This is a genomic window from Pseudomonas sp. NPDC089422, assembly GCF_044749405.1.
GTDB lineage: Bacteria > Pseudomonadota > Gammaproteobacteria > Pseudomonadales > Pseudomonadaceae > Aquipseudomonas.
In genome coordinates this window covers 123,118-149,839 of record NZ_JBIVHW010000008.1, presented here as the reverse complement: position 1 = coordinate 149,839, position 26,722 = coordinate 123,118, and the positions used below count along the sequence as shown (strand labels likewise).

Below are 26,722 nucleotides of genomic sequence, written 5' to 3'. Positions count from 1 at the left end.
CCGTGATGCAGGGCAAAGAACATTCTGGGGAGGGAAGATGCGCGTACTGTTGACAGGAGGCTCCGGTTTCGTTGGCAAGGCCGTGCTGGAACGCATGGCGGCAATGGAGGGGGTCGATGCTGTGGCGGCTTTGCGTCGTCAGCCGGCTTCACTGCCTGTGGGAGTGTCGGTTCATCTTTTTGATGACCTGGGCAGTGAGGCAGCATGGCCGAAGCAAGGCGGGCCGTTCGATGTTGTCATCCATTGCGCTTCGCGGGTACATGTCATGAACGAGGTCGCAGCCGACCCCTTGGCGGAGTTTCGCAAGGTCAACGTGCAGGCCACCCTGGCGTTCGCACGCCGAGCGGCAGCCGCAGGTGTGCGGCGGTTCGTGTTCATCAGTTCGATCAAGGTCAATGGCGAAGGGACGGAACCAGGTCGGCCTTATCATGCCGAGGATGTGCCGGCTCCGCAGGATCCCTATGGCATCTCGAAGCGCGAGGCCGAGGAGCAACTGCGCCAGCTGGCTGTCGAGACTGGCATGGAGCTCACGATCATTCGTCCGGTGCTGGTATATGGGCCTGGTGTTAAGGCCAACTTCCATAACATGATGCGCTGGCTGGACAAGCAGGTACCGTTGCCGTTTGGCGCGATCAATAACCGCCGCAGCCTGGTGGCGCTGGATAATCTGGTCGATCTGATTGTCACCTGCTGCACGCATCCCGGTGCCGCCAACCAGGTATTCCTGGTCAGTGACGGGCACGATGTTTCCACTACCGAACTGCTGCGCCAGATGGCGCGGGCCCTCGGCAAGGCAGCCCGCCTGTTGCCGATACCAGCCTCCCTGCTGGTACTGGGTGCCAATCTGCTTGGCCGACGTGCATTGTCCCAGCGCCTGTGTGGTTCCTTGCAGGTAGACATCACGCCGACCTGCCATCGCCTGGGCTGGACGCCTCCTGTCACATTTGAACAAGCACTGCGCAAAACCGCTGAGCACTATCTGGAAAACAAAGAAAAATGAACCAATGGATGCTGCTGGCCAGCGTACTGCTTCTCTCATTTGTCGGCACCGCAGCATTGCGTCGTTATGCCATTGCTCGCAGCGTGATGGATATTCCCAACCAGCGCAGCTCGCACACTGTGCCTACACCGCGTGGCGGAGGCGTGGCAATTGTTGTAGCGTTTCTACTGGCCATGCCTCTGGCCTATGGTCTGGGCCTGGTGTCGTTGCAGCTGCTGATCGGCTCGCTTGGCGCCAGCGGTCTCGTGGCCGTCATCGGCTTTCTGGATGATCATGGCCATATCGCCGCCAGATGGCGGCTGCTGGGCCACTTCACAGCTGCGGCGTGGGGGCTGGTCTGGCTTGGTTCAGCGCCGCAGCTGGTGCTGTTCGGCACCACGTACGACCTGTCGGTACTGGGCTACCTGCTCGCGGCCCTGTACCTGGTGTGGATGCTCAATCTCTATAACTTCATGGATGGTATCGATGGGTTGGCGAGCCTGCAGGCCATCACCGTGTGCGTGGGGGCCTGCCTCCTTTATCTGGGCGGCGGCCTTGGGCAGTTGATCTGGGCGCCCATCCTGCTGGCGTTGGCGGTACTCGGGTTTCTGTGCTGGAACTTCCCGCCGGCGCGTATTTTCATGGGGGATGCCGGAAGCGGTTTCCTCGGTCTGCAACTGGCGCTTTTGTCGCTGCACGCGATGAATGCCGCTCCTGTCTTGCTGTGGGGCTGGATTATCCTGATGGGTTGTTTCATCGTGGATGCCACCTTTACCCTGGTGCGCCGGCTGGTACGCGGAGACAAGGTCTACGAGGCCCATCGCAGTCATGGTTATCAGTATGCATCGCGCCAGTTTGGTCGGCATCGGCCGGTGAGCCTGGCGATTGCCGCCATCAATCTGTTCTGGCTCCTGCCCATGGCGGCATGGGTCGTTCTGGGTGGGCTGGATGCAGTGCTAGGCGTGTTGATCGCCTATGCGCCGCTCTTGTGGTTGGCGATCCGCTTCAAGGCGGGGCAAAAGGAATAAATGGCCCATCACGTCTTGTTTCGTGCTTTATTTTCAACTGAAAACAGCGTGAACGTTCAGTTGGCAGTCGTGTGGTTTATTGCAAAAGAACAGTGGTTTGGAGCGCAACATGGATAAGATTAGGGCGTCGTTGCTTGGGCTGTCTCGCCGGCAGAAGCGCTTGCTACAGGTGTCGTTCGACGTCTTGCTGGTCTGGGTTTCGCTCTGGTTGGCATTTGTCGTGCGTCTGGGGATCGAAGATCTGGCCAACCCGGTCGAGCGCTACCCGTGGCTTTTTGTCGCTGCGCCGCTCATTGCCATCCCGCTTTTCATACGCATAGGCCTGTATCGGGCGGTGATGCGCTACTTCGGCAATGACGCGCTGATCGCGATCATCAAGGCCGTAAGTCTGTCCTCACTGATTCTGGCGCTTGTGGTGTATTGGTATGGCAGTACGCCGGTGGTGCCGCGCTCGGTCATCTTCAACTACTGGTGGCTCAACCTGATCCTGATCGGTGGCTTGCGGCTGACCATGCGCCAGTACTTCCTCGGTGACTGGTTTGCCGCTGCCCAGCATGTGCCTTTCACTAGCCGTGACGACGGGCTGCCCAAGGTTGCCATCTATGGTGCGGGCGCCGCAGGTAATCAGTTGGTGGCTGCGTTGCGCATGGGGCGTGTAATGCGCCCCGTGGCTTTCATCGACGATGACCCGAGCATCGCTGACCGGATCATCTCCGGATTGCAAGTGTTCAAGCCGGAAAAGATCCAGCACATGATCGACCTGACAGGGGCCGAAGAAGTGCTCCTGGCCATTCCGTCGGCCACGCGTGGCCGACGCCGGGAGATCCTCGGTAACCTCGAAGGCTATGCCTTGCATGTGCGCAGTGTGCCTGGGTTCATGGATCTGGCGAGTGGTCGGGTCAAGGTAGACGATATCCAGGAAGTGGACATCGCTGACCTGCTTGGACGTGATTCGGTGCCGGCCCAAGGCGACTTGCTGGAGCGTTGTGTCACTGGGCAATCGGTGCTGGTCACAGGGGCGGGGGGCTCGATCGGCTCTGAACTCTGTCGGCAGATTCTTATGCTCAAACCCAAGACCTTGCTGTTGTTCGAGCACAGTGAGTTCAATCTTTACGCCATCCTTGGGGAGCTGGAGCAGCGCGTGAAGCGTGAGTCGCTGTCGGTGCGTGTACTGCCAATCCTGGGCTCGATCCGCAACCAGCATCAGCTGGTCGATGTGATGCGCAGCTGGAAGGTCGACACGGTCTACCATGCCGCCGCCTACAAGCATGTGCCTATGGTGGAGCACAACATTGCCGAAGGTGTGCTGAACAATGTCATGGGCACCCTGAATACCGCTCAGGCAGCGCTGCAGTGCGGGGTTGCCAATTTCGTGCTGATTTCCACTGACAAGGCCGTGCGCCCTACCAATGTGATGGGCAGTACCAAGCGCCTGGCCGAAATGACACTGCAAGCGCTGAGTCGCGAGGCTGCGCCAGTGCTCTATGGTAATACCAGTAACCTTTCCCAGGTTAACAAGACCCGCTTCACCATGGTGCGATTCGGCAACGTGCTGGGCTCGTCAGGCTCTGTGATTCCACTGTTTCACAAGCAGATCAAGTTGGGCGGGCCGTTGACCGTGACCCATCCGAAGATCACTCGTTACTTCATGACCATTCCCGAGGCTGCGCAGTTGGTTATTCAGGCCGGCTCCATGGGGCTGGGCGGTGATGTGTTCGTGCTGGACATGGGCAAGCCGGTGAAGATCGTCGAGTTGGCAGAAAAGATGATTCACCTGTCCGGCCTCAGTGTGCGCAACGAGCGCAATCCCAGTGGTGACATCGCGATCGAGTTCACCGGGCTGCGCCCAGGTGAAAAGCTTTATGAGGAATTGCTGATTGGTGACAATGTCGTTGCTACCCCGCATCCCATGATCATGAGTGCCAACGAGGACTTCCTGCCTTGGGAGACGCTCAAGGAGGCACTGGGCCAGTTGCTGAGCGCCGTATCCGAAGACGATTACGTGCGTGTTCGCCAGCTGTTGCGTGAAACCGTGATCGGTTATGCGCCTGACGGCGAAATTGTCGACTGGATCTACCAGCAGCGCCGACTCGAACCATGAGCGCGGCATCTGTCGCGCCGAGCGGCATCGCCAGCTCGGTCAACAATATGAACCCGCAGGCAGCGTCGGCTCTGGCCGGCGTGGCCTTGCCCTGAATCCGAAAAAGTGAACCCTATGGCTATTCTGGTAACCGGCGGTGCTGGTTTTATCGGTGCAAACTTCGTGCTCGACTGGGTCGCCCAGAGCGATGAAAAAGTTATCAACCTGGACAAGCTGACCTATGCGGGCAACCTGCAGACGCTGGCCAGCCTGGAAGGCAATCCGCAGCATCTGTTCGTGCAGGGCGATATCAATGATGGCGCGTTGCTCGAACAATTGCTGGCTGAGCATCAACCACGCGCAGTGATCAACTTCGCTGCAGAGTCCCATGTGGACCGCTCCATCCATGGGCCAGAAGACTTCATACAGACCAATATCGTCGGCACATTCCGCCTGCTGGAAGCTGTGCGCGCATACTGGAAGGGCTTGCCTGAGGCGCCGCGCGAGCAGTTCCGCCTGCTGCATGTGTCGACCGATGAGGTCTATGGTTCGCTCGAGGCGGATGCTCCGGCATTTTCCGAGCAGCACGCTTACGCGCCGAACAGCCCGTACTCCGCCAGCAAGGCGGCAAGTGATCACCTGGTCCGTTCGTATCACCACACTTACGGCCTGCCGGTGCTCACCACCAATTGCTCGAACAACTACGGACCATTCCACTTTCCTGAGAAGCTGATCCCGCTGGTAATCGTCAATGCCCTGGCTGGCAAGGCGCTTCCGGTGTATGGCGATGGTCAGCAGATTCGTGACTGGCTGTATGTGAAGGATCACTGCAGCGCTATCCGTCGCGTGCTGGAAGCAGGGCAGGTGGGCGAGGTTTACAACGTGGGCGGTTGGAACGAAAAGCCCAATCTTGAAATCGTCGAGCGCATCTGCAGCCTGCTTGATGAGCTTCAGCCCCGCGCCGACGGTAATCCATACCGTAATCAGATCAGCTTCGTCACTGACCGCCCGGGCCATGATCGGCGTTACGCCATCGACGCCCGCAAGCTTGAGCGCGAGCTCGGCTGGAAACCTGCCGAAACCTTCGAGACCGGTATCCGCAAGACGGTCCAGTGGTATCTGGCCAACCAGTCGTGGGTAGAGGGCGTGCAGTCCGGTAGCTATCGGGACTGGGTTGCAAAGCAGTATGGCGGCCAAGGCGAATGACAATGCCCAAGTGGGCCATCACAATCACGACGGGGGAGCACCATGACCAAGCGTAAAGGCATCATTCTTGCCGGAGGCTCGGGTACGCGTTTGCATCCGGCCACGCTGGCAGTGTCCAAGCAGTTGCTGCCGGTCTATGACAAGCCGATGATCTACTACCCGTTGACTACGCTGATGTTGGCCGGCATCCGTGACATCCTGGTGATTTCCACACCTCAGGATACGCCACGTTTCGAGCAGCTGCTCGGCGACGGCCAGCAGTGGGGGTTGAATATCCAGTACGCCGTGCAACCGTCGCCAGACGGACTGGCGCAGGCCTTTGTGATCGGTGAAGACTTTATCGCGGGTGACCCTTCGGCCTTGGTGCTTGGTGACAATATCTTCTATGGCCACGACTTCTACGACCTTCTGGCCAGTGCCATGGCGAGAGAAGAGGGTGCCAGCGTATTCGCCTATCACGTTACCGACCCTGAGCGTTATGGCGTGGTGTCCTTTGACCAGCAAGGCAAGGCGATCAGTCTCGAGGAAAAGCCGAAACGGCCGCAGTCCAACTATGCCGTGACCGGCTTGTACTTCTACGACAAGGAAGTGGTCGACATTGCCAAGCAGCTCAAGCCTTCGGCGCGTGGCGAGCTTGAGATTACCGACGTCAACAGCGTCTATCTGGAGCGAAATGCGTTGTCGGTCGAGATCATGGGGCGGGGTTACGCATGGCTTGACACAGGTACGCATGATTCATTGCTGGAAGCGAGTCAGTACATTGCGACTATCGAGCGACGGCAAGGATTGAAGATTGCTTGCCCTGAAGAAGTGGCGTATCACATGAAGTGGATAACTGCCGAGCAGTTGGAAAAGCTGGCCGCGCCGTTGGCCAAGAATGGTTATGGTCAATATCTGCTGAGATTGCTGGACAGCAAGATCTATCATTAATGCCGATGTAAACTTGCCATGCCCGCTCAAGGGGTGTGGCAAGTTTTGAAACTGAGTACAGGTTTTCGCAATCTTAACTATTGATACTCAAACCTCCCCCTTGTCGCTGTGGTTCATTGCCTCATCGCGTACCGCGCGCGGCCCGACGAATGGCGTATTGACGTGGCTGATTGAATGTGGTTATTGCGTGTTTTTGCTTTCGACCCCTCATTTGAGAGGTCGGGAAGAATCTGGATAAAAGGTGGTTTTCGTCGAAGATAGCCTGGAAATTTCGCTAAATTGCCTATTTTTCTCGATTTAAGGTTGTTCTTTTTTAATCGAGATTGTGGGGGTTGCATCGCAGGTGTCGCGTTGCCATCTCTGGATCCAAAGTGTAATATCTCCGCCATTTTTGAAATAGATTTCTTAACACCTTGGAAGCGGAACTCCACAATGTCATCGGCGGCAGTAAATAAATTCAAGAGCAAGGAAGCAATTATCGGTATCGTTGGTCTGGGGTATGTTGGTCTGCCTCTGATGCTTCGCTATAACGCTATCGGTTATTGTGTTTTGGGTATCGATATTGATCCCGTAAAAGTGGAAAAGCTCAATCAGGGGAAAAGCTACATCGAGCATATTCCATGCGAGTCGGTCGCCCAGGCGCGTGCCAGCGGCTTTTCGGCTACCACCGATTTCAGCCGGGTTGCCGAGTGCGATGCACTGATTCTGTGTGTGCCTACGCCACTCAACAAGTATCGCGAGCCTGATATGAGCTTCGTGATCAACACTACCGATGCGCTCAAGCCATATCTGCGTGCAGGTCAGGTCGTTTCCCTGGAAAGTACCACCTACCCAGGTACTACTGAGGAAGAACTGCTACCTCGCGTTCAGGAGAATGGTCTTAAGGTGGGCGAGGACATCTTCCTGGTCTACTCGCCTGAGCGCGAAGATCCGGGTAACCCGAACTTCGAAACCCGCACCATTCCAAAGGTCATCGGTGGCCATACGCCTCAGTGTCTGGAAGTGGGTATCGCCCTGTATGAGCAGGCGATCGATCAGGTCGTGCCTGTGAGTTCGACCAAGGCCGCAGAAATGACCAAGCTGCTGGAGAACATCCACCGTGCGGTGAACATCGGCCTGGTCAACGAAATGAAAGTGGTTGCCGATCGCATGGGCATCGACATTTTCGAAGTCGTCGACGCGGCAGCCACCAAGCCTTTCGGTTTCACTCCGTACTATCCGGGCCCAGGCCTCGGCGGCCACTGCATTCCGATCGATCCGTTCTATCTGACCTGGAAAGCGCGCGAATATGGCCTGCACACTCGTTTCATCGAGTTGTCCGGTGAAGTCAACCAGGCCATGCCGGAGTATGTAGTCGGCAAGCTGATGGATGGCCTCAACGATCAGGGGAAGGCCGTCAAGGGCAGTCGTGTGCTGGTGCTCGGCATTGCCTACAAGAAGAACGTCGACGACATGCGCGAGTCGCCATCCGTGGAGATCATGGAATTGATCGAGGCCAAGGGCGGCGTGGTCGCTTACAGCGACCCGCACGTACCTGTCTTCCCGCAAATGCGCGAGCATCACTTCACGCTCAGCAGCGAAGCGCTGACCGCGGATAACCTGGCATCCTTCGATGCCGTGGTGCTGGCAACTGACCATGACAAGTTCGACTACGAGCTGATTCAGCGCAGTGCTCGACTGGTCATCGACAGCCGCGGCAAATACCGTGCACCTGCTGAAAACGTAATCAAGGCCTGATTGCGCCCCGCTCTGCCCAGCCGGCATCGACGACGTCGTTGCCGGCTTGTTGCTTACCGAATTTATGCGAGAGGTTAGGATGAAGCGTTTCGCCCTCATTGGTGCCGCCGGCTACATTGCTCCACGTCACATGCGTGCCATCAAGGACACAGGTAATGAGTTGGCCTGTGCTTACGATATCAACGATTCTGTCGGCATCATCGACAGTATTTCGCCGGCCAGTGAGTTCTTCACCGAGTTCGAGCGCTTCTACGATCATGCCTGGCGTCTCAAGCGTGACCCGGCCACCGCGCTGGATTATGTCTCCGTCTGCTCGCCAAATTACCTTCACCACCCGCACATCACTGCCGGCCTGCGTCTGGGCTGTGACGTGATCTGCGAGAAACCTCTGGTTCCTACCGCAGCCATGCTGGATGACCTTGCGCTGGTCGAGAAGGAAACTGGCAGCCGCCTGTGGAACATCCTGCAACTGCGCCACCATCAGGCAATCATCGCGCTGAAAGATCGCGTGCAGAACGGAAAGCAAGACCACAAGCACGATGTCGAGCTGACTTACATCACTTCCCGCGGCAAGTGGTACATGGAAAGCTGGAAAGGTGATCCGCGCAAGTCGTTTGGCGTTGCCACCAACATCGGTGTGCACTTCTACGACATGCTGCACTTCATCTTCGGCAAGTTGCAGCGCAATGTCGTGCACTTTGCCAATGAGCACAAGGCGGCTGGTTACCTGGAATACGAAAACGCGCGCGTGCGCTGGTTCCTGTCCATCGATGCCAACGACCTGCCGGACAGCGTCAAGGGCAAGAAGCCGACCTATCGCTCGATCACCTGTGATGGTGCGGAGATCGAGTTCTCCGAAGGTTTCACCGACCTGCACACCGTGAGCTATCAATCCATCCTCGATGGCAAGGGCTATGGCATCGAAGACGCGCGGCACTGCGTCGAGACAGTCGAGACCATCCGTACCTTGGCATTGAGCCGCCCGACGGACAACGAAGGCCATCCGTTCCTGGCTCACCTGCTGGGTTGATATACATTGCAGCATCGCCGGCCCTGGCCGGCGACTGCAGGTTGAGGTAAGTCATGAGTTTCTTCCAGCACCCAAGTGCCATCGTCGATGATGGTGCGCAAATCGGTGCAGACTCGCGGGTCTGGCACTTTGTTCATGTCTGTGGCGGTGCACGTATCGGTAAGGGCGTGTCCCTGGGGCAGAACGTCTTTGTGGGTAACAAAGTGGTCATTGGTGACCACTGCAAGATTCAGAACAACGTCTCGGTTTATGACAACGTGACCTTGGAAGAGGGCGTTTTCTGTGGCCCGAGCATGGTGTTCACCAACGTCTACAACCCGCGTTCGTTGATCGAGCGCAAGAGTGAGTACCGCGACACGCTGGTCGGCAAGGGGGCTACCCTTGGCGCCAACTGCACCATAGTGTGCGGCGTTACCATTGGTCAGTTCGCTTTTGTCGGGGCGGGTGCAGTGGTCAACAAGAGCGTTCCCGATTATGCCCTGGTCGTAGGTGTGCCGGCGCGGCAGATAGGCTGGATGAGCGAGCACGGAGAACAGCTTGAGCTGCCCCTCGAAGGCGAAGCTGCCGCAGTGTGCGCACACTCGGGAATTCGTTATGTATTGCGCGGTAATGTCGTCAGCAAGGAGAACGGACAGTGATCGATTTCATTGATCTCAAGGCTCAGCAGAATCTGATCAAGGACAAGATCGATGCCGGCATCGCCCGCGTTCTTGCCCATGGTAACTACATCCTCGGTGCTGAAGTTGCGGAGCTCGAAGAGCGCCTGGCAGCCTTCACTGGCGCAGCACATTGCATCACGGTCGCCAATGGTACCGATGCCCTGCAGATTGCCCAGATGGCACTTGGGATTGGTCCTGGTGATGAAGTCATTACACCGGGCTTCACCTATATTGCCACGGCTGAAACCGTTGCCTTGCTCGGTGCCAAACCTGTCTACGTGGACGTTGATCCGAAGACCTACAACCTCGACCCGGCCAAGCTCGAGGCTGCGATCACACCACGTACCAAAGCCATCATTCCCGTATCTCTGTATGGCCAGTGTGCCGACTTTGACGCGATCAATGCTGTTGCCGCCAAGTATGGTATTCCGGTGATCGAGGATGCTGCGCAAAGTTTTGGTGGGCAATACAAAGGCAAGCGTTCCTGCAACCTCACCACCATCGCCTGCACCAGCTTTTTCCCAAGCAAGCCGCTGGGTTGCTATGGCGATGGCGGTGCGATCTTCACCAACGACGCCGAGCTGGCCAAGGTTTTGCGGCAGATTGCCCGTCATGGCCAGGACCGTCGCTATCACCATATCCGTGTAGGCGTGAACAGCCGACTGGATACGCTGCAAGCTGCGATTCTGTTGCCAAAGCTGGAAATCTTCGAGCAGGAACTCGCCCAGCGTGAACAGGTTGCCGCTCAGTATGGCCACTTGCTTGAGGAAGCGGGCGTCGCTGCGCCTTTTGTTGCAGCGCACAATCAGAGCGCCTGGGCCCAGTACACCGTTCAGGTTGCCGAGCGCGATTCGGTTCAGGAGCGCCTGAAGGCCGTAGGCGTTCCCACTGCGGTTCATTATCCGATACCACTCAACCGCCAGCCGGCAGTGCGTGATGACCAGGCCCAGTTACCGATTGGCGACGCGATTGCCGCGCGTGTCATGAGTCTGCCGATGCACCCGTATCTCGATGTCGCCTCCCAGCGTCACATCATCACCGCCTTGAAAGAGAGCCTCAGCGCATGACCCGCAAAATCGTCACTATCGTCGGCGCACGCCCGCAATTCATCAAGGCTGCGGCGGTATCGCGGGAGATTCTGAAGCATCCCGGTGAGATCGAGGAGGTCATGGTCCACACCGGCCAGCACTACGACCCGAACATGTCTCAGGTATTCTTCGATGAGCTGGAAATCCCGGCGCCGAAGTACAACCTTGAGGTATCGGGCGGCGGTCATGGTGCAATGACTGGACGCATGCTTGAAGGTATCGAGAAGATCCTGCTCGAAGAGAAGCCGGACTGGGTACTGATCTACGGCGACACCAACTCTACCCTCGCAGGTGCGTTGGCTGCATCCAAGCTGCACATCCCGGTTGCTCACGTGGAGGCGGGCTTGCGCTCGTTCAACATGCGCATGCCGGAGGAGGTCAACCGAATTCTGTCCGACCGTGTCTCGACACTGCTGCTTTGCCCTACTGACGTGGCCGTTGAGAACCTGGCGCGTGAGGGTATCGTGGCCGGCGTTCAGAATGTCGGTGACGTGATGTACGACGTTGCACTGTACTACCGTGATCGCGCGCGTAGCGAGAGCCGCATCTTGCAGACGCTTGGGTTGCAGGAGGGGGGGTTTGCACTGACAACTTGCCACCGCGCCGAAAACACCGATTCCAAGGAGCGTCTGAGCAGTATCCTTTCGGCTCTGTCGGAAATCGCCGGCTCCTTGCCAGTCGTACTTCCTTTGCACCCGCGTACGCGCAAGTTGGTGTCGGATTATGGTCTTGATGGCCACCTTGAGAACATCACGGTAGTCGAGCCTCTGGCTTTCCTGGATATGGTCGCGCTGGAGCAGTCTGCGAAAGTGATCCTCACCGATTCAGGTGGCGTACAGAAAGAAGCGTTCTTCTATCGTGTTCCCTGCATTACCTTGCGTGACGAAACCGAATGGGTTGAGACCGTGGAGCTTAAGTTCAACCAGTTGGTCGGTGCAGATCATCAGGCTATCAAAGAGGCCATGGGTAATTTGCTAGTTCCTGAAGGAGCTTTCGAAGTATATGGGAATGGGCAGGCTGCAAGTAAGATTGTCGATATTCTGAAGGGTGAGAGGCAATGAATCCGGTCTCCATCATCTGGCGTCATAGTCATGTTTTATGGGCTACGACGCTAACTGATATACGCACTCGCTTTGTCGGTACGGTGTTTGGCGGCGCATGGCTATTTCTTTACCCCATCCTGTTCCTCGGTTTGTATGCCGTCGTATATACGATGATTTACCGAATCCGGGTGGCAGAATTTGGTACCTTTGACTACGTGCTGCTGATCTTCTGCGGCCTGGTGCCGTTCCTGGGGTTCGCCGAGTCCTTGGGCAGTGGCGTAGGTTGTGTCTTGGGTAATAAAGCGTTGGTAAAGAACACGCTGTTTCCTATCGACCTGATTCCCGTCAAGACCGTTCTGGCGAGCAGCGTGACAATGTTGGTTGGGCTGGTCATGCTGCTTGGGGTTTTATGGAGCCGTGGAATCGTCCATACGTCCCAATTGGCCATTCCCTTGATATTCGTCTTGCAAATTGTCTTTACTGTGGGCTTGATCTGGATATTATCGGCAATCAACGTTTTCATTCCAGACTTGAGCCAGATGGTATCGGTCTTGATCTTGTTTCTTATGCTGGTGTCGCCGATTGCCTATACGCACGAAATGATACCAAAGGAACTTGTCCCGTTCATGTACCCGAATCCGTTGTATTACCTGATCATGTTGTATCGGGATGCCGCGTTTATCGGTGAATTCAATCTTGAGTTGTTCTCGATTTTCACAGTTATTTCACTGTCTACTTTTTTCATGGGTGGATTGATCTTTTCACGTTTGAAGCCTTTGTTTGCAGATTATGTCTGAGTCGATCATCGAGCTGGCGTCCATCGCCAAAATGTACCGTACATTCCGATCTCCGCGTCACCGAATGCTTGAAGCACTAGGTTTACCGGTTTCCAAGTCCAGTTATGATGAGTATTGGGCGATCCGTAATATGTCCCTTTCCATCAAGCCTGGAGAACGAGTGGGGCTGGTTGGGCGTAATGGCGCTGGCAAGAGCACTTTGCTCAAGTTGATTGCCGGTCTGATCCAACCATCGGCAGGTACCGTACGCGTTCAGGGCAAAGTGCAGGCACTCATGGAGCTGGGTACAGGGTTCCATCCAGAATTCACTGGACGTGCCAACGTCCTGTCCTCGTTTGCCTATCAAGGCATCACAGGGGCGCGTGCTCGCAAGCTACTTGAAGATGTGCTGGAGTTTGCCGAGCTGGATGATTTCATCGATAAGCCGGTCAAGACATACTCCTCTGGCATGTATTCTCGCCTGGCATTTGCGGCGGCGACTGCGGTTCGTCCGGAAATTCTCATCATCGACGAGATTCTGGGGGCCGGTGACTCTTACTTCGCTGGTAAGTCTGCTAAAAGAATGCGCACTCTGACCGCCGAGGGCTCGACAGTCCTGTTCGTTTCCCATGATATGTCAGCTGTTCAGATGATCTGTGATCGAGCCGTATGGATCGAGCGCGGGCGAATCGTTGCGGACGGTGATCCTATCGAAGTGGGCCGATCATATGCCGCTTCTATTCGTAAGCAGGAAGAGTTGCGGTTGCGGGCTATCAACCTGAAACTCAGTCGCGGTGATGTTAGTGAACTGTTGACAGACACCGAAACCGAACGGGTCAATATCCTCCGCTTCATCACGGCAGAGGACGCTGCCCCGAAACAACCGGTGGCCATTCACGAGTTGGAACTTCTGCAGGGCGGAAATCGAATCGACAATGTGTTGGTCGGTGAGGCGCTTGACGATGATCGCAATCAGAGGTTGCACTTGCTGACGAGCAGGGATCACATGAACTGGGGTGAACCTGGCAGTGATGCGCAAGGCGTTACCTTTCGAGAATTCAAGGATTGTGCTGGCGAGTACAGACATGCGCCTGTTAGCGTGAAAATTCCATTGGGGCTGGGCGAACTGGATACCTTTTCGATCGTCGTCCGCCATGCAGGTTCAGCGCAGGATGAGCGCGTGCTGTTCCAGATCTTTGATGGCATTGAGTATGTCACCCTTGGTGAACTGGGCCACTCCACAGCTGATGGGCAAATACTTTCCCAGGCGTTTTCACTGGGTAATGCCGGCATCGTTAATGCGATTGCCAGCACTCCAGTATCTAACGAGCGCTCGGATTTTGAGTATGGCGAGGGTAGCGCATGGATCGATGATGTCGACTTCCTCGATGGAAACCTTGAATCCAGAAGAGTGTTTTCCTTCGGTGAACCTTTGGTAGTAAAGATCAAGTGGGGCGCTAAAGTTGATATCCCGAACATGGCCTTCATCGTGTGCATCTACGGTATGGATGGACGTTGCGTTTCGCAGGTAGTTTCCCCCTTCGTCTCGGCCACACGTGATTGTCGCGTAGGCACAATCAAAGCCAATTTCGACCCATTGATGGTAGGTGTCGGTGACTATGTCATCTCAGTGGGTATCTTCGACGGAATGACTGAAGAGCAAGCATCTGGTGAGTATCCGCTGGACGTTCATGATCGGCAGTATCGAATTCGCGTGTGTTCCCCTGGTGACGTTCGTATGGAGCGTGGGCAGGTAGTGCACCCGGTAGCCTGGGCTGCCATGGGAGCTTTTGAATGAATAAACGTGCCGAATTTGCCTATTTTTCACAAAATAACTTGTGGGACCGTGACGCCGTTTCCGAGCAGCTCGCGGTTGCCGAGGATCTGATCGAGCTCATTCCCGAGGATGTCGTATCCATTCTTGACGCGGGTTGCGGTAATGGCACGGTTACCAACAAGCTGGCCAAGGATTGGAGCGTCGTTGGCTGTGACTTAAGCGAGTCTGCTGTCAGGCATGTTCAAGCGCCAGCGTTGGTGGCGGACTTGTCATGTATCCCTTTCATGGATCGTCATTTTGACATGGTGCTGTCCAGTGATGTCATTGAGCATCTACCTGATGAGATCTATGCCAAGGCTCTTTCCGAAATCGCCCGGGTATCAGCCAAGTACATCCTCATTGCCGTTCCGTACCGCGAAACGCTTGAGGCCGCGGAGGTGCACTGCCCGAAATGCGGCACGAATTATCATGCTCATTTACATCAACGCTCCTATGAGCTTGAAGATGCTATCGGTTTGTTTGGCGAGGAATTCACGCCTGTAGCGGTTAGCTTTTCTGGCGAGAAGTGGACTTTTGAGGATTCCAAACTCGTCGAGGCGGCTCGCAATACATCGGGGCTAGATTATCCCTTCGAGGATGGCGTATGTCCTGATTGCTCTACTCGGAGAGGGCATGTCCCGCAGGCTGAAAATGCGAAGAGGATCAAGAGGCGATTCGAGTCGTTGCAGGCCATGCAAGTAGCCGAAGGCTTACGCGAAGTGCCTCCGAGCAGTGAAATTCTGGTGCTGTTCGAGAGGGATGCTGCTCAAGCCACCGAGTGGCTTTTGCCACAGCATGTGGGAATGTACGAAGAGTCACATATCAACTTTGCCGCACTGGTGGTACGTGATAATCCAGTGAACTACCCACGAAGCGTTTATCGTATCCATGATACGGCGGGCTTCGGTGTTGTGGTGATGCCGCGTCGGCCGAAAACGCTAGAGGTAGTTCAAGGGGCGGCTGAGTCTTTTGAAGTATACGACCATGTACGCGGGCACTACGTCGCCTGCAGGCAAGCCGATCAACAAAATGGGCGATTACTGATCGCTTCAGTGCCATATGGGCCACATGGCTGCATAATCAGAATCGCTAATCCCAGTCAGGACCTTGATCTGCTTGCTGATTTTGAGCCTGCCGACTTTGTTAAAATAGCCGACAATTGCATGGGCGATGATCCCAGCCTGCAGCAGGTGCGTGATCAATTGATCGATGCTCAAGAGTTGAGCGAGCGGCTGGAGGCCACCCGCTCAGGACTTGAGTTGAAGCTGCAGGCTAAAGAGCTTGAGATCAATAATCATCAGCGGACAATCGAAGATTTAAATGCATTGGCGAATGGGTTGGAAAAAACCCGTGCGGAAATTGAAAGTAGCTATACGTTACTCAGTAGCAAAGCGGCAGAGCAGGAGCGAGCACACAATGCTAGCAACTTGAAAGTTGATCAGCTGACAGAGAGTAATCAACTGCTTGAGGAAAATTGCACGGCGTTGAGATATGACCTGGAGCATCTGCAACTCGATCATGCAGAAAAAAACGAGCAGCTCCAGTGCCTTCAGGAGAAGCTCGAACAGTTCTCGACGCTTGCAAACACGCTCGAGAGCAAGCGTAATGAGTTGGAGCAGCAATGCTGCCGAGATTATGAACAGATAACTGAGTTTACTCAGCGCCTGAATGAAGTCAATGGCTTGGCAAATGATCTGGAGTTACAGCGATCCGATCTGGAGCGCGAACTAGCATCTAAAGATGATCAATTGGCCGTCCTTGAAGCTCGGTATATGGAGCTGCTAACTACAGCTGATGAGTTGGAGGGGCAGCGTGTTGAGCTGGAAAGCCAATGTGAGCGTAACCATGAGCAGTTAACTGAGTTGCTCAATAGCCTCGCGAGCACTAATGAGCTTGCCAATAGCCTCGAGCTTCAGCGAGAAAGGTTGGAAAGAGAGTTGTTCGATCGCGATGCGCGCTTGGCTGTATTGGAGTGTGGTCATACTGAGCTGCTGAATTCAACCAATTTGCTGGAATACAAGCGATGCGAATTGGAAGAGAAGTGCCGGCGCAGCAGTGTTGAGTTGGCAGAGCAACTGCAATATATGGAAAGTTTGAATAATCTCTCGAATCAGCTTGAAGCGCAGCGCGCGGAGTTGGAGCTTGCATTGGGTGTCAAGGACAGTCACTTGAGTGCGATGGAAAAAAGTCAGGCTGAAATCATGGCAGCGGCAAATGCACTTGCATCGCGGCTTGATGAGTCCTCGGCTCGGTTGCTGGACCAGCAAGCACTGCTAGCGCGCATCGACTCACTAGAGTTAGATAAGTCAGCTCTGTCTCTGGAAGTTGAAAGCCTGCAAGTGGATATTAAAGTTCGCGCTAATGAGATAATCGAAAAAAATAAACTGACAGAGCAGCTCGGTGATCTGACCTCGCGATTGGAGTTGCAGCGTCAAATGCTAGAAGATAAAGTTCAGAGCTTCGGTAGCATGATAGACGCGCTGTCGAAAGAAAAAACAGAGTATCAAGTTCTGGCTAAGGCGCTGGCAATGCAGACTTTCCCTGTCGAACATTACAGCGGTGCCGTTCCAAAGGCAGTTCTCGTGGTATCCCACATGTATCCTCGAGAATATAACAAGGTTGGCGGCATCTTCGTTCATGAGCAGGTCAAGGCATTGCGTGCTTTGGGGGTTGACGCGAGAGTGGTCAGCGGCGAGCCTTTCTGGATCAACACCTACAGCCCTCGAATCATTAAGCGCGCACTAGATATCTACAGGAAACAGGCGCTACCTGAGTGGGAGGAAAACGAGGGCGTTCCAGTCATCCGTTTCCCCTACATTGTGAGTGCTCTCTTGCCTTTCCAGACCCATGCATTCACTTACAGTCACGGCTTAATGCGACATGCGGCAAGGCTGCGTGAGAAATTCGATTTCCAATTGATTCACGCGCACACTGCCTATACCGATGGTACGGCGGCGAGGAAACTGGCAGGCAAATACAAGATGCCGCTCGTCATTACAGAGCATACCGGACCCTTCACTACATTGACGCGCACTGCGTATCTGCGACGTACGACGCAAAAAAGTCTAAATGCGGCGGATAAAGTAATTTCGGTCAGTAATGCTCTGCTGGGGGATATAAGAAAAAACGTCCACTTGAGCCCTAAGCTCAAGACACAGGTGATTCCGAATCTGGTAGACACGGAGTTCTTTAGAGTCAAACCATTGCCCAGTGATGGTCAAATTCACATGTTATGGGTTGGTCACTTTGTTCCGGTTAAGCGTATACCGCTCTTGCTTGAAGCCTTCGCAGTCGCATTGAAATCGGAGCCACGCTTAAGATTGAGTTTAGCAGGGGACGGCGAAGGGGAGAATCAGGCACGTCAGCTTGCGGCTCAGTTAGGTATAGAAGACCTTGTAACATTCTTGGGCAGGGCTACGCGGGAAGAGTTACAGACTCATTATCAAAACTGCCACTTCCTGGTGATTTCAAGTGAGACCGAAACTTTTGGCGTGGTAGCGATTGAGGCTATGAGTTGTGGGCGTCCGGTATTGAGCAGTGACTGTGGCGGGCCTGTTGATGTCATCACCCACTCCAACCTTGGTAGGGTGGTCGGCTTGACGGTAGAGGATATGGCTGATGGTATGCTGCATATGGCGGCTTCGTTAGGCGGCTTTGATGCTCAGGTAATTAGAAAGTATTCAGAGATGCGCTTCTCTGCTAGCAGTGTGGCAAAAAATCTGGCTACTGTTTATATGCAAGCGCTGAGTGATAAATAAATTCGTAGTATTTGGATATCAGGGTGGATGGTCTGAATGACAGCGTTATCGCTAAAGAATCCTGCGCTTGCGCATGATGCGAGGTTGGACTTCGTTCGTGTGGTTTCTTGTTTTGCCGTTGTGCTGTTGCATGTGTCGGCAAGGCCGATATATATGCAAAGCGAATTGAGTCCGTGGGGCTGGTTATTGGGTAACGCTGTGAGTTCGCTCACGCATTGGTGCGTGCCGGTTTTTGTCATGCTTAGCGCCGTTTTGATCCTGGGAAATGTGAAGACTACCTATCAGGTAATGTTGAGCTCACGGATTCCGCGCATGCTCGGAGTGCTAGCAGTTTCCACTCTTATCTATGGGCTCTGGATGAAGTTATTTCAGGGTAGCTTCGTGTGGGATGCGTTCTTGCGCTCGCTGATCTTGGGACAACCTTACTACCACTTGCATTTTTTCTACTTGATTATTGGCCTTTACTTTATCGCGCCAGCTCTGTCGCGCGTGGTGGTCGACATGCCGGAAGTCGAGTTGCGCAACGTGGTGATAGTAACGTGCATGCTGACGATGATTGTATTTGCGTGGAGTAGTTTTTCGCGTACCTATACACCCAACGGCGCCACTTTCTCGTGGTGGTATATAAGTTACTATCTGCTTGGTTATTATCTGTACAGATACAAGCCTGCGCTTCCTTATGCGTGGATTCTCATAGGTGGCTACGTTGTCACCGTAGGCGGTACGCAGGCGTTGGCCTACACGATGGGTAACAACTATATTTGGAAATTGTATTTCTACAGCTACTTCAGCCCGACCGTTTTTGCTATGGCAATTGGTGTGTGGGGAATGGCACTGAAGTATTCGCATATGGTCAACGCTCGCTTTATCCGTGCGGCAGCGCCCTTGACATTGTTGGTCTATATATTGCACCCGATGGTGATGGAGTGTTTGCGATCTCAATACGGAAAGATTTCGCCTGAGTTAATGCGCCCGGTTGTCGAAGTTCCAATGACAGTTGTGTTGACCTTTGCAGTATCATTAGCTGCTGCTTGGTTGTTGCGAAAAATCAATTTTGTGAAAAAATATTTCTAAGGTCTTGTATGAAGCAGAGCAGTAAGGTTGCTGTTGGGGTGCTGGCACTGGCAGCAGCAGGTCTGGGCGTTGCGTACAAATCAGGTGCTTTTAATCAAGGGCCTTTTGACTGGATGAGCGAGCCGGTTATCAAGCTTCAGCCAGGCAGTCAGGATTCGCTGCATGTTGAATATCCTTCAGTTTATGCCGCGGGCAGTACTCATTACATGCTGTACTCCGCATATGGTGACGATCGTCGTTGGCGGATCGAGATGGCAACAACGTCCGATGGCGAGACTTTTGTGAAGCAGGGCAACATTTTTGATGAGTCCAAGCTCGCATTTGCTGGTGGCTATGCTTTTCCCTTCGTGAGAAATGTGGCTTCGGAAAAATCCAGCAGCTATGAGATGTATTTCGCTGCAGGTGATAGTATCACCTCAGGTTATACAGGCATCTATAAATCAACCAGTGCAAATGGTTTTGCATGGGGAGCACCAGAGCGCATAATCCAAGAGTCCGGCCTTGATCCCATCGTCATTTCGGAAGGTGATCGAGAGACATTGTTGTACACCGTTGCCAGTGGCGACTTGAATGTCATCAAGGCCGTTGAGCTCAATAAGGATGGTAAGCCACTCCAGAGTAGGGTTGTCTATACACCGCAGCAAGGAATTTACACCTTAGGCCTCCTCCACTGGCAGGAAATTCCCATTGTAATTGTAGAGGCAGCGGATACCTGGCTGCCACTCTGCTTTAACGCGTCAGGCGAGCTTGCAGCTATTCCTGGGGAACCGATTCTCAGGACTAACCTTGAAGGGGACACTTCGTGGGATCGCTTGAAGTACGGCATGTTTTTCTCTGAAACTAACTCCAAAGTTTACTACAACGGCATCGAAGGGCATGGTTTTGAGCAGGGTGGTCAGATTGGCGTGGCCACATACAAACCCGCCAAGCTTTTCCAGAACATGGATTTTTCTTCTTGCCGATAATTGGCTGGGGTGTACTCGGGTAATATGAATATTTTGATGACAACTGCTGATCATCTTATGATTGATCGGCGGATTTTGCAGGAAGCCAAAACCCTCGTCGACCAAGGGCACCAAGTAACGTTGTTGGCGGGTTTTGAGTGCCCTCAACGAGAGTCCTATGTTCAGGATGGTATCAAGATCGAGCGTTTTGTATACGACTGGGGGGACTCACGTTTTCCGCCGCTTGCCCGTCGGTATGGTCTTGAGCCTGGCTCAAAAGCTTACGGCTGGGCGTGGCGCTTGTTCCGTGCCTGGGCCAACCGAGTGTCCAAGCTGAGCAGCTTCGAGCAATTTATCTATGATCGAATGACTGAGTATCAGGTAGATGTCCTGCATGTTCATGATTTCCCAATGTTGGCCCCAGCTGTAGAAATTGCCAAACTTCGTAAAGTACCATTGATTTACGATGCGCATGAGCTGTATTACGCCCAGGTACAGTTACCGAAAGAGGTGCAGGATAAGTACAAGAGAAAAGAAGCAGCGCTGATCAAGGAGGTTGATGCTGCAATCACGGTTAATCCGTATATTGCCCAGCTCATGGCAGATCGCTATGAGGTCAAGGCTCCTCATGTCATCCTCAATGCAGCACCGCTTGCGCCGATGAAGGCTACCTCATTGCTGCGCAACCGATTTAACCTGCCCGTTGATGCCAATATTCTTCTCTATCAAGGTTGGATATCTGACAATCGAGGGATTGAACGTCTTGTTGATGCGGCGGAAAAATTTCAGGACAACATCTATCTGGTGATTGTCGGTTATGGCGCCTACGAAGATGCACTTAAGAAGCAGGTTGCTCAAAAGGGTTTGCAGTCTCGCGTGCTCTTCTATGGCGGTGTTCCATCTGCCGAGTTGCATGAGTTAACGTGTGATGCTGATTTGGGAGTAATCCCATATCACGGTGTTGATGAGAATAACTTCTTCTGCAGCCCCAACAAGCTATTTGAGTTTGCAATTGCCGAGCTGCCGTTTGTTTGCAACGATCTTCCATTCTTGAGTGACGTTGTTAGGACTTATGGTAATGGATTGCTAGCTGATCTGAGTTCATCTACCTCCATTGCTGAGACTGTGAACTCACTGTTTTCTGATTCCACGCGGTTGGCTGCGTTGAAGGAAGGGGCACGGAAGGCCCGCGGCACCATGAACTGGGAAGTTGAATCCGAGAAACTGTTGGGGATCTATAAAGGAGTCGTTGGTTGATTCTGACTGATCAACCAGGGGCAGGTTTACATCGGACTTCGAGAATTAGGCTGGATTTTGTATGTGTGGTATTGCAGGGATAGTTACGCTGTCAGGCGCGCCTGAGGCGATGAAACATGCGGCTCTGAACATGATGGATGCGATCCGCCACCGCGGTCCGGATGGCGAAGGATTGTGGCAGGATGTTGCGCGGCCTGTAGCTTTGGGGCACCGGCGTTTGGCGATCATCGACCCGGAGCATGGCAAACAGCCTATGACCACGGAAGATGGTCGCTACACAGTCGTTTTCAATGGTGCTATCTACAACTATCTCGAGTTGCGCCGCGAGCTGATTAGCAAGGGGCATCCCCTACACAGCTATTCGGATACCGAGGTGTTGCTTTACGCGTACCGTGAGTGGGGAGAGTCGTTCGTCGACCGATTGGTCGGTATGTTCGCTTTTGCTATCTGGGACCGCCATGAGCAGAAGCTGTTCTGTGCCCGTGATCGCATTGGGATCAAGCCTTTCTACTACAGTTTCGACGGCCAGCGGCTGTTGTTTGCGTCCGAAATCAAGGCAATTCTCGCGGATGATTCCATCCGCGCACAAGCTTCGGCCGAAGGCCTGCAGGACTATTTGACTTTCCAGTTTTGCCTAGATGATAAGACCCTGTTCAAGGGCATCCAGAAATTGGAACCAGGGCATAGCCTGTCTGTCCAGTATGTGGGCGATAAACTCGACGTCAAGATTCGACAGTATTGGGATCTACATTACAACATCGATGAGTCCCATGATGAGCGCTACTTCATCGATACCCTTGCGGGTCTGATCGACGATTCCATTCGCCTGCACCTGCGCTCGGATGTGCCACTTGGGGCTCATTTGTCGGGTGGTCTGGATTCAAGTGCGGTCGTCTGCCTGGCTTCTAGAATGTTGAAGGGCGAGCAGCTCAAGACGTTCACTGGCGCATTCAATGAAGGTCCGCAATTCGATGAAACGGGGTATGCAAAAGAGGTCTCCAGGTTCGCCGGTACTGCTTACAATGAGATTTATATCCCGGCGGGTCATGAGTTACCCGAGGTGCTGCCACGCCTGATGTATTACATGGATGAGCCCTTGGCAGGTCCAGGCGTAATCCCACAATATTATGTCTCTCAGCTGGCCAGCGAGCATGTCAAGGTCGTGATGGGAGGCCAAGGTGGCGATGAGCTTTTCGTTGGCTATGCCCGTTACATGGCGGCGTATCTCGAAAAATGCTTGTCGGGTGCGATTTATCAGACGGCTAATCAAAGTCGTTTCGCTGTATCATTGGAGTCCATTGTCCCCAACTTACCACTGCTAGCAACTTATCAACCTATGTTGCAGGGGCTGTGGAAAAACGGTCTGTTCGGTCCACACGATCAGCGCTACTTCAGCTTGGTAGATCGTAGCGAAGGCATGAGTCAGTTGTTTAATCAGGATGCGCTGCTCAGTGATGGCGGATATTCTTCTTTCGCATCGTTCCAGCGTATTTTTAACCGTGGCGAACTACATTCGCTGGTCAATCAAATGACCTACTTCGACTTGAAGGGATCATTGCCAGCTTTGCTTCATGTTGAAGATCGCACCAGTATGGCTGCTTCCATCGAGTCGCGGGTACCCTTGCTCGATCACCGTATCGTTGAGTTCATGGCGACAATTCCACCGAACATTAAATTCGCTGGTGGCCGAATGAAGCACTTATTCAAAGAATCCATCAAGAGCGCAGTTCCCAAAGCAATTAGTGAACGCAAAGATAAGATGGGCTTCCCTACACCGTTGACGCAATGGACCAAGGGCGTTGCCCGTGACTTCGTGCGCGATACTTTGTTGTCGGATCAAGCTCGTCGGCGAGGTCTGTACAACCTGGATGTCGTGGAGAAAATGCTGGGTAATGAGCGAGAATTTGGTCGCGTCGTATGGGGCCTGCTTAGCCTGGAGTTGTGGCATCGTATTTTCATTGACCGGGATCTGAAGCCAAGTGGTATCTAATTCCGCTGGGGCCCGCCGTCGGGTTCTGATGCTCAGCAATGACCGGCAGATAGACCGGAGAATCCTCCTGCAGGCAGATAGCCTGCAGGAGGCTGGCTGGCAGGTCACTATTCTGGCAATGCCGCTAGACAAACGTGTCACTCATGAAGATGAGCGGATTCAAAGAATTGGCGCGTTGGTCGAGACGCAAGCACGCAAAGAAAATCGCATTCTGCAAATTTACCGATTAGCGCGAAGTTTGATGCCGATGAATGGTTTCTTCATGCGTAAAATCAAGTCTTTTGCGTGGCGTTTCGTGATCGACCAAGAGCGCTTTTACATGAATTTGTTCATGGCGGATGGCAGGCGCCATGTTGCAGATGTTGTCGTAGCTCATGATTTACCTATGTTGGCGGTTGGAAGGGCGTTGGCTGAAGAGTTCAATGCAGCCCTTGTTTATGACAGTCATGAGCTTTTTAGTGAGCAAGAGTTTACGCCTGGAGAGCAACGTAGTTGGGCAGACATTGAGAGGCGGCACGTGCGGAGCTGCAAGCGGGTAATCACGGTCAATCCATCGATTGCTCATGAGTTGGAGTCTCGCTATGCGATTTCGGAAGTCGCTGTCATCCATAATGCTGAACGCATCTGCCCATTAGGGGCGCGCTCCTGGTACTTACACGAGCGCTTTGCTATCCCGCGTGACCACTTCGTTCTGCTTTTTCAGGGGGGGTTCTCGGCAGGTCGAAATCTTGAAGAGCTGGTCCAGGCAATGGCATATGTCAGTGATCCACGAATCCATCTTGTGTTTTTGGGAGAAGGGCAACTGTCGGAAAGATTGCAGCGGTTGACCACAAAAAAAAGGGTGGGCTCACGAGTGCATTTCCATCCGGCCGTGCCGCAGGCTCAACTGTTGGAGGTCACGACTGCTGCTGATGCTGGGGTCATTCCATACCAAGCAATTTGCCTCAATAACTATTATTGCACTCCGAACAAGCTGTTCGAGTTTATTTCAGCCGGGCTTCCGATACTAGCAAGTGATCTACCTGAGCTACGACGCCTCGTTGCGGGCAATGCTATTGGGCGGGTGGAGTCATTGGACACGCCGGAGAAAATGGCTAGTGCAATCACGGCAATGTTTCAGAATGCGGATCAGTTGCAGGCATGGAGGGATAACTTGCTGACGGTTCGTGAAACGCTCAGTTGGCAAAGGGAAGGTGAGCGCTTGAAGCAGATCTACGAGGAACTGAAATGAAGGTTGCTGTAGTTTATCAGTATTACCAGGGGCACTCAGCGCCTGGGCACTCGCTGGTTTATGAACTTACTCAGCAACTGGCTGAAAATGGCCATGAAGTCTCTGTGGTTTCAGGTGAGACCGGATACATGAGTAGCCAACAGCCCGCTTTGCCCTGGTACAAGCGACTGTTCCGCAAGGAGTTTGAGGGGCGGGTGACGGTGATTCGAACATTTACCTACACTCAATTGCACCGCAGTTACATTGGGCGACTGATCAGCTTTCTCTCGTTCTCCATTACGGCTCCATTCGGTCTATTGAAAATCAGCAAGCCAGATGTAGTGCTTGCATCATCACCTCCCATCTTTCCGATGTTTACGGTGTGGCTCGTATGCAAGATTCGTAGTATTCCCATGGTTCTGGAAGTGCGCGATTTATGGCCGGAGTCCGCTGTTCAGATGGGTATATTACGCAATAAATACTTGATTTCGATCATGCTGTGGATGGAACGTCTGCTTTACAATCAGGCGCGGCGAATCGTTACCTTGACTCACGGTATTAAAAATGACATTCAACGTCGGGGTTGGCCTGCTAGCCGGCTGCAGGTCATTACTTGTGGAGTAGAAAGTGACATGCTCTATCCCGATGACGATGCGGGCTTTGCGTTACGTCGTAAGTATGGCCTGGAGGACCGTCGGATTGTGCTTTATATGGGGGCCATGGGGGAGGCCAACAATCTCGATGTCATTCTAAATGCAGCATTTCTGTCTCGAGACAGTAATCTGTTGTTTCTCTTGGTGGGTGACGGTATGAGGCGCGCTGAGATAAAAAAGCGTATAGCAGATTCGGGCATGACCCATGTTCAGTGTTGGGAGCCTGTTGCGAAAAGTGAGGTAAGGCAATGCATAAGTGCGGCTGATATTTGTTTGGTCACATTACAGGATATTCCGCTTTTTGAAGGCGCTATCCCTACAAAATTGCTTGATTACATGGCCTGCGGGAAGCCAGTCTTGTGTGGCGTTCGCGGGGAGGCTGCGCAAATTGTCGAGACGGCCGAAGCGGGAGTGGTATTTGCACCAAATGATGAAAGGCAGCTAGCTGTGCTTATTCAAGAGCTAATGGATGATGAGCCACGCCGACGGCAGATGGGTGCGAATGGTGCAGCCCACGTTTTGAAAAATTTTGAAGCCAGTAAGAGTCGTGAAGCCATGGAAAGTTTGCTAATTGAGGTGGCTTCGAAATCCAATATTCAAGATGTTGCTTGAGTGATTTTAAGATGATGGCTCCTGGTTCTGCATGATTTGGTAATAAATGACTGGCACGTACCGGCTTGCGGCTCTTTGAGGGAAGGCTAAAGTTCAGTTGCAGCCAAGGAATAGCTGCCACTCAACCTTACATGGAGCCAAACATGCGTAATACCGTCCTGTCCTACCTGCTGCTCCCGCTCTTCGCATCCCTTCCTTTCACGCTGAACGCGGCCCCGGCGTCTCTGGCTGAGCCAGCATCAATCAGCGCGGCAAAAGAGGTGCAGGGGGGGGCACAACTGCAGCCACGGAAGATCGACCTGAACGACGCAGATGCCCTAACGCTACAACAGGCCCTGAACGGTATAGGCAAAGCCAAGGCCGAAGCGATCGTCGCCTATAGGGAAGCCAATGGCCCTTTCGCTTCGATAGATGAACTTCTGGAAATCAAGGGGATCGGCAAAGCTCTGCTGGAACGCAACCGGGAAAAATTGGTGATCAATTAACACTGTAGGCCTACCGGTTGGCATTGCGCCAACCGGTTTCACCCCAAAGCGATAAGGCTTCAACGTTCTTGCGCATCCTTCGCGTCGGCCTCGGCATTACGCTCGTGAACCTTCCTCAGCTGCTCTTCAGTCAGCGGCAGCTTTTTCGCCGTATCGCGCAGCATCATCAGCCCGCCGATGATCGAGCCGAGGGCTATGATGAGTATCAACCAGGCATACCAGGGCATCGTGCATTCTCCTGTCGGCGTCATTGGGCAGTGCTTGTACAAATATTGAACAATTGCCGGTTGCGTTGGTTCAATTATAGGTGCCGCACCTTGCCGGGCCAATTCCGTTGACCCGCGGGCCCCAAAGCCTGTGCCACTTC

Annotated in this window: 21 protein-coding genes; 20 read left to right on the top strand and 1 reads right to left on the bottom strand. The window is 53.6% G+C overall.

What is annotated here, in order from left to right:
* The first annotated feature begins 37 nt into the window (after window positions 1–37).
* The 20 genes from ACIPZ8_RS16915 to ACIPZ8_RS16820 all read left to right on the top strand — a co-directional run bounded on the left by ACIPZ8_RS16915 (window position 38) and on the right by ACIPZ8_RS16820 (window position 26,355).
* Window positions 38–1,000: a UDP-glucose 4-epimerase family protein gene (locus ACIPZ8_RS16915; protein ID WP_400725337.1), complete on the top strand. Its 963-nt coding sequence runs from the start codon at window positions 38–40 to the stop codon at window positions 998–1,000.
* The gene (locus tag ACIPZ8_RS16910) at window positions 997–2,007 is read left to right on the top strand and encodes a glycosyltransferase family 4 protein (protein ID WP_400725334.1); all 1,011 of its coding nucleotides are present in this window, start codon (window positions 997–999) and stop codon (window positions 2,005–2,007) included. The genes ACIPZ8_RS16915 and ACIPZ8_RS16910 overlap by 4 nt, the downstream gene beginning before the upstream one ends.
* Window positions 2,008–2,116: 109 nt before the next feature.
* Window positions 2,117–4,108, top strand: coding sequence for a polysaccharide biosynthesis protein (locus ACIPZ8_RS16905; RefSeq protein ID WP_400725331.1), 1,992 nt, complete (start codon window positions 2,117–2,119; stop codon window positions 4,106–4,108).
* Window positions 4,109–4,222: 114 nt separating this feature from the next.
* Complete coding sequence (gene rfbB / locus ACIPZ8_RS16900) at window positions 4,223–5,293, top strand: dTDP-glucose 4,6-dehydratase (RefSeq protein ID WP_400725328.1); 1,071 nt, start codon at window positions 4,223–4,225, stop codon at window positions 5,291–5,293.
* A gap of 42 nt (window positions 5,294–5,335) precedes the next feature.
* Entirely contained in the window at window positions 5,336–6,223 is an 888-nt protein-coding gene (gene rfbA / locus ACIPZ8_RS16895) for a glucose-1-phosphate thymidylyltransferase RfbA (protein ID WP_400725325.1), read from the top strand.
* Window positions 6,224–6,655: 432 nt separating this feature from the next.
* Entirely contained in the window at window positions 6,656–7,960 is a 1,305-nt protein-coding gene (gene wbpA, locus ACIPZ8_RS16890) for a UDP-N-acetyl-D-glucosamine 6-dehydrogenase (RefSeq protein WP_400725322.1), read from the top strand.
* A 79-nt stretch (window positions 7,961–8,039) separates the two neighbouring features.
* Window positions 8,040–8,990 carry a UDP-N-acetyl-2-amino-2-deoxy-D-glucuronate oxidase gene (gene wbpB, locus ACIPZ8_RS16885; protein WP_400725319.1) on the top strand — a complete coding sequence of 317 codons (951 nt, stop codon included), beginning with the start codon at window positions 8,040–8,042 and terminating at the stop codon, window positions 8,988–8,990.
* Between the two features lie 53 nt (window positions 8,991–9,043).
* Window positions 9,044–9,628, top strand: a complete 585-nt coding sequence (gene wbpD / locus ACIPZ8_RS16880) for a UDP-2-acetamido-3-amino-2,3-dideoxy-D-glucuronate N-acetyltransferase (RefSeq protein ID WP_400725317.1) — start codon at window positions 9,044–9,046, stop codon at window positions 9,626–9,628.
* Window positions 9,625–10,716: a DegT/DnrJ/EryC1/StrS family aminotransferase gene (locus tag ACIPZ8_RS16875; protein ID WP_400725314.1), complete on the top strand. Its 1,092-nt coding sequence runs from the start codon at window positions 9,625–9,627 to the stop codon at window positions 10,714–10,716. Before wbpD ends, ACIPZ8_RS16875 begins: the two co-directional genes overlap by 4 nt.
* The gene (wecB, locus tag ACIPZ8_RS16870) at window positions 10,713–11,798 is read left to right on the top strand and encodes a non-hydrolyzing UDP-N-acetylglucosamine 2-epimerase (RefSeq protein WP_400725311.1); all 1,086 of its coding nucleotides are present in this window, start codon (window positions 10,713–10,715) and stop codon (window positions 11,796–11,798) included. The genes ACIPZ8_RS16875 and wecB overlap by 4 nt, the downstream gene beginning before the upstream one ends.
* Window positions 11,795–12,577, top strand: a complete 783-nt coding sequence (locus ACIPZ8_RS16865) for an ABC transporter permease (protein WP_400725309.1) — start codon at window positions 11,795–11,797, stop codon at window positions 12,575–12,577. The genes wecB and ACIPZ8_RS16865 overlap by 4 nt, the downstream gene beginning before the upstream one ends.
* Entirely contained in the window at window positions 12,570–14,354 is a 1,785-nt protein-coding gene (locus ACIPZ8_RS16860) for an ABC transporter ATP-binding protein (protein WP_400725306.1), read from the top strand. Before ACIPZ8_RS16865 ends, ACIPZ8_RS16860 begins: the two co-directional genes overlap by 8 nt.
* Window positions 14,351–18,130, top strand: a complete 3,780-nt coding sequence (locus ACIPZ8_RS16855; RefSeq protein WP_400725303.1) for a glycosyltransferase — start codon at window positions 14,351–14,353, stop codon at window positions 18,128–18,130. The genes ACIPZ8_RS16860 and ACIPZ8_RS16855 overlap by 4 nt, the downstream gene beginning before the upstream one ends.
* A gap of 36 nt (window positions 18,131–18,166) precedes the next feature.
* Window positions 18,167–19,204 (top strand): acyltransferase, encoded by a 1,038-nt coding sequence (locus ACIPZ8_RS16850; protein ID WP_400725300.1) that lies wholly within the window; start codon window positions 18,167–18,169, stop codon window positions 19,202–19,204.
* A gap of 8 nt (window positions 19,205–19,212) precedes the next feature.
* Window positions 19,213–20,169, top strand: coding sequence for a hypothetical protein (locus tag ACIPZ8_RS16845; protein WP_400725297.1), 957 nt, complete (start codon window positions 19,213–19,215; stop codon window positions 20,167–20,169).
* A 36-nt stretch (window positions 20,170–20,205) separates the two neighbouring features.
* A complete protein-coding gene (locus ACIPZ8_RS16840; RefSeq protein WP_400725294.1) occupies window positions 20,206–21,405 on the top strand; it encodes a glycosyltransferase in 1,200 nt (399 codons plus the stop codon).
* A 61-nt stretch (window positions 21,406–21,466) separates the two neighbouring features.
* Complete coding sequence (gene asnB, locus ACIPZ8_RS16835) at window positions 21,467–23,395, top strand: asparagine synthase (glutamine-hydrolyzing) (RefSeq protein ID WP_400725291.1); 1,929 nt, start codon at window positions 21,467–21,469, stop codon at window positions 23,393–23,395.
* A gap of 28 nt (window positions 23,396–23,423) precedes the next feature.
* Window positions 23,424–24,626: a glycosyltransferase family 4 protein gene (locus tag ACIPZ8_RS16830; RefSeq protein WP_400725288.1), complete on the top strand. Its 1,203-nt coding sequence runs from the start codon at window positions 23,424–23,426 to the stop codon at window positions 24,624–24,626.
* Window positions 24,623–25,870: a glycosyltransferase family 4 protein gene (locus ACIPZ8_RS16825; RefSeq protein ID WP_400725285.1), complete on the top strand. Its 1,248-nt coding sequence runs from the start codon at window positions 24,623–24,625 to the stop codon at window positions 25,868–25,870. The genes ACIPZ8_RS16830 and ACIPZ8_RS16825 overlap by 4 nt, the downstream gene beginning before the upstream one ends.
* A 143-nt stretch (window positions 25,871–26,013) precedes the next feature.
* Window positions 26,014–26,355 carry a ComEA family DNA-binding protein gene (locus ACIPZ8_RS16820; RefSeq protein ID WP_400725282.1) on the top strand — a complete coding sequence of 114 codons (342 nt, stop codon included), beginning with the start codon at window positions 26,014–26,016 and terminating at the stop codon, window positions 26,353–26,355.
* A 59-nt stretch (window positions 26,356–26,414) separates the two neighbouring features.
* On the opposite strand, the gene ACIPZ8_RS16815 is transcribed toward ACIPZ8_RS16820, so the two are convergent.
* A complete protein-coding gene (locus tag ACIPZ8_RS16815) occupies window positions 26,415–26,582 on the bottom strand; it encodes a DUF2897 family protein (protein WP_400725279.1) in 168 nt (55 codons plus the stop codon).
* Window positions 26,583–26,722 lie beyond the last annotated feature (140 nt).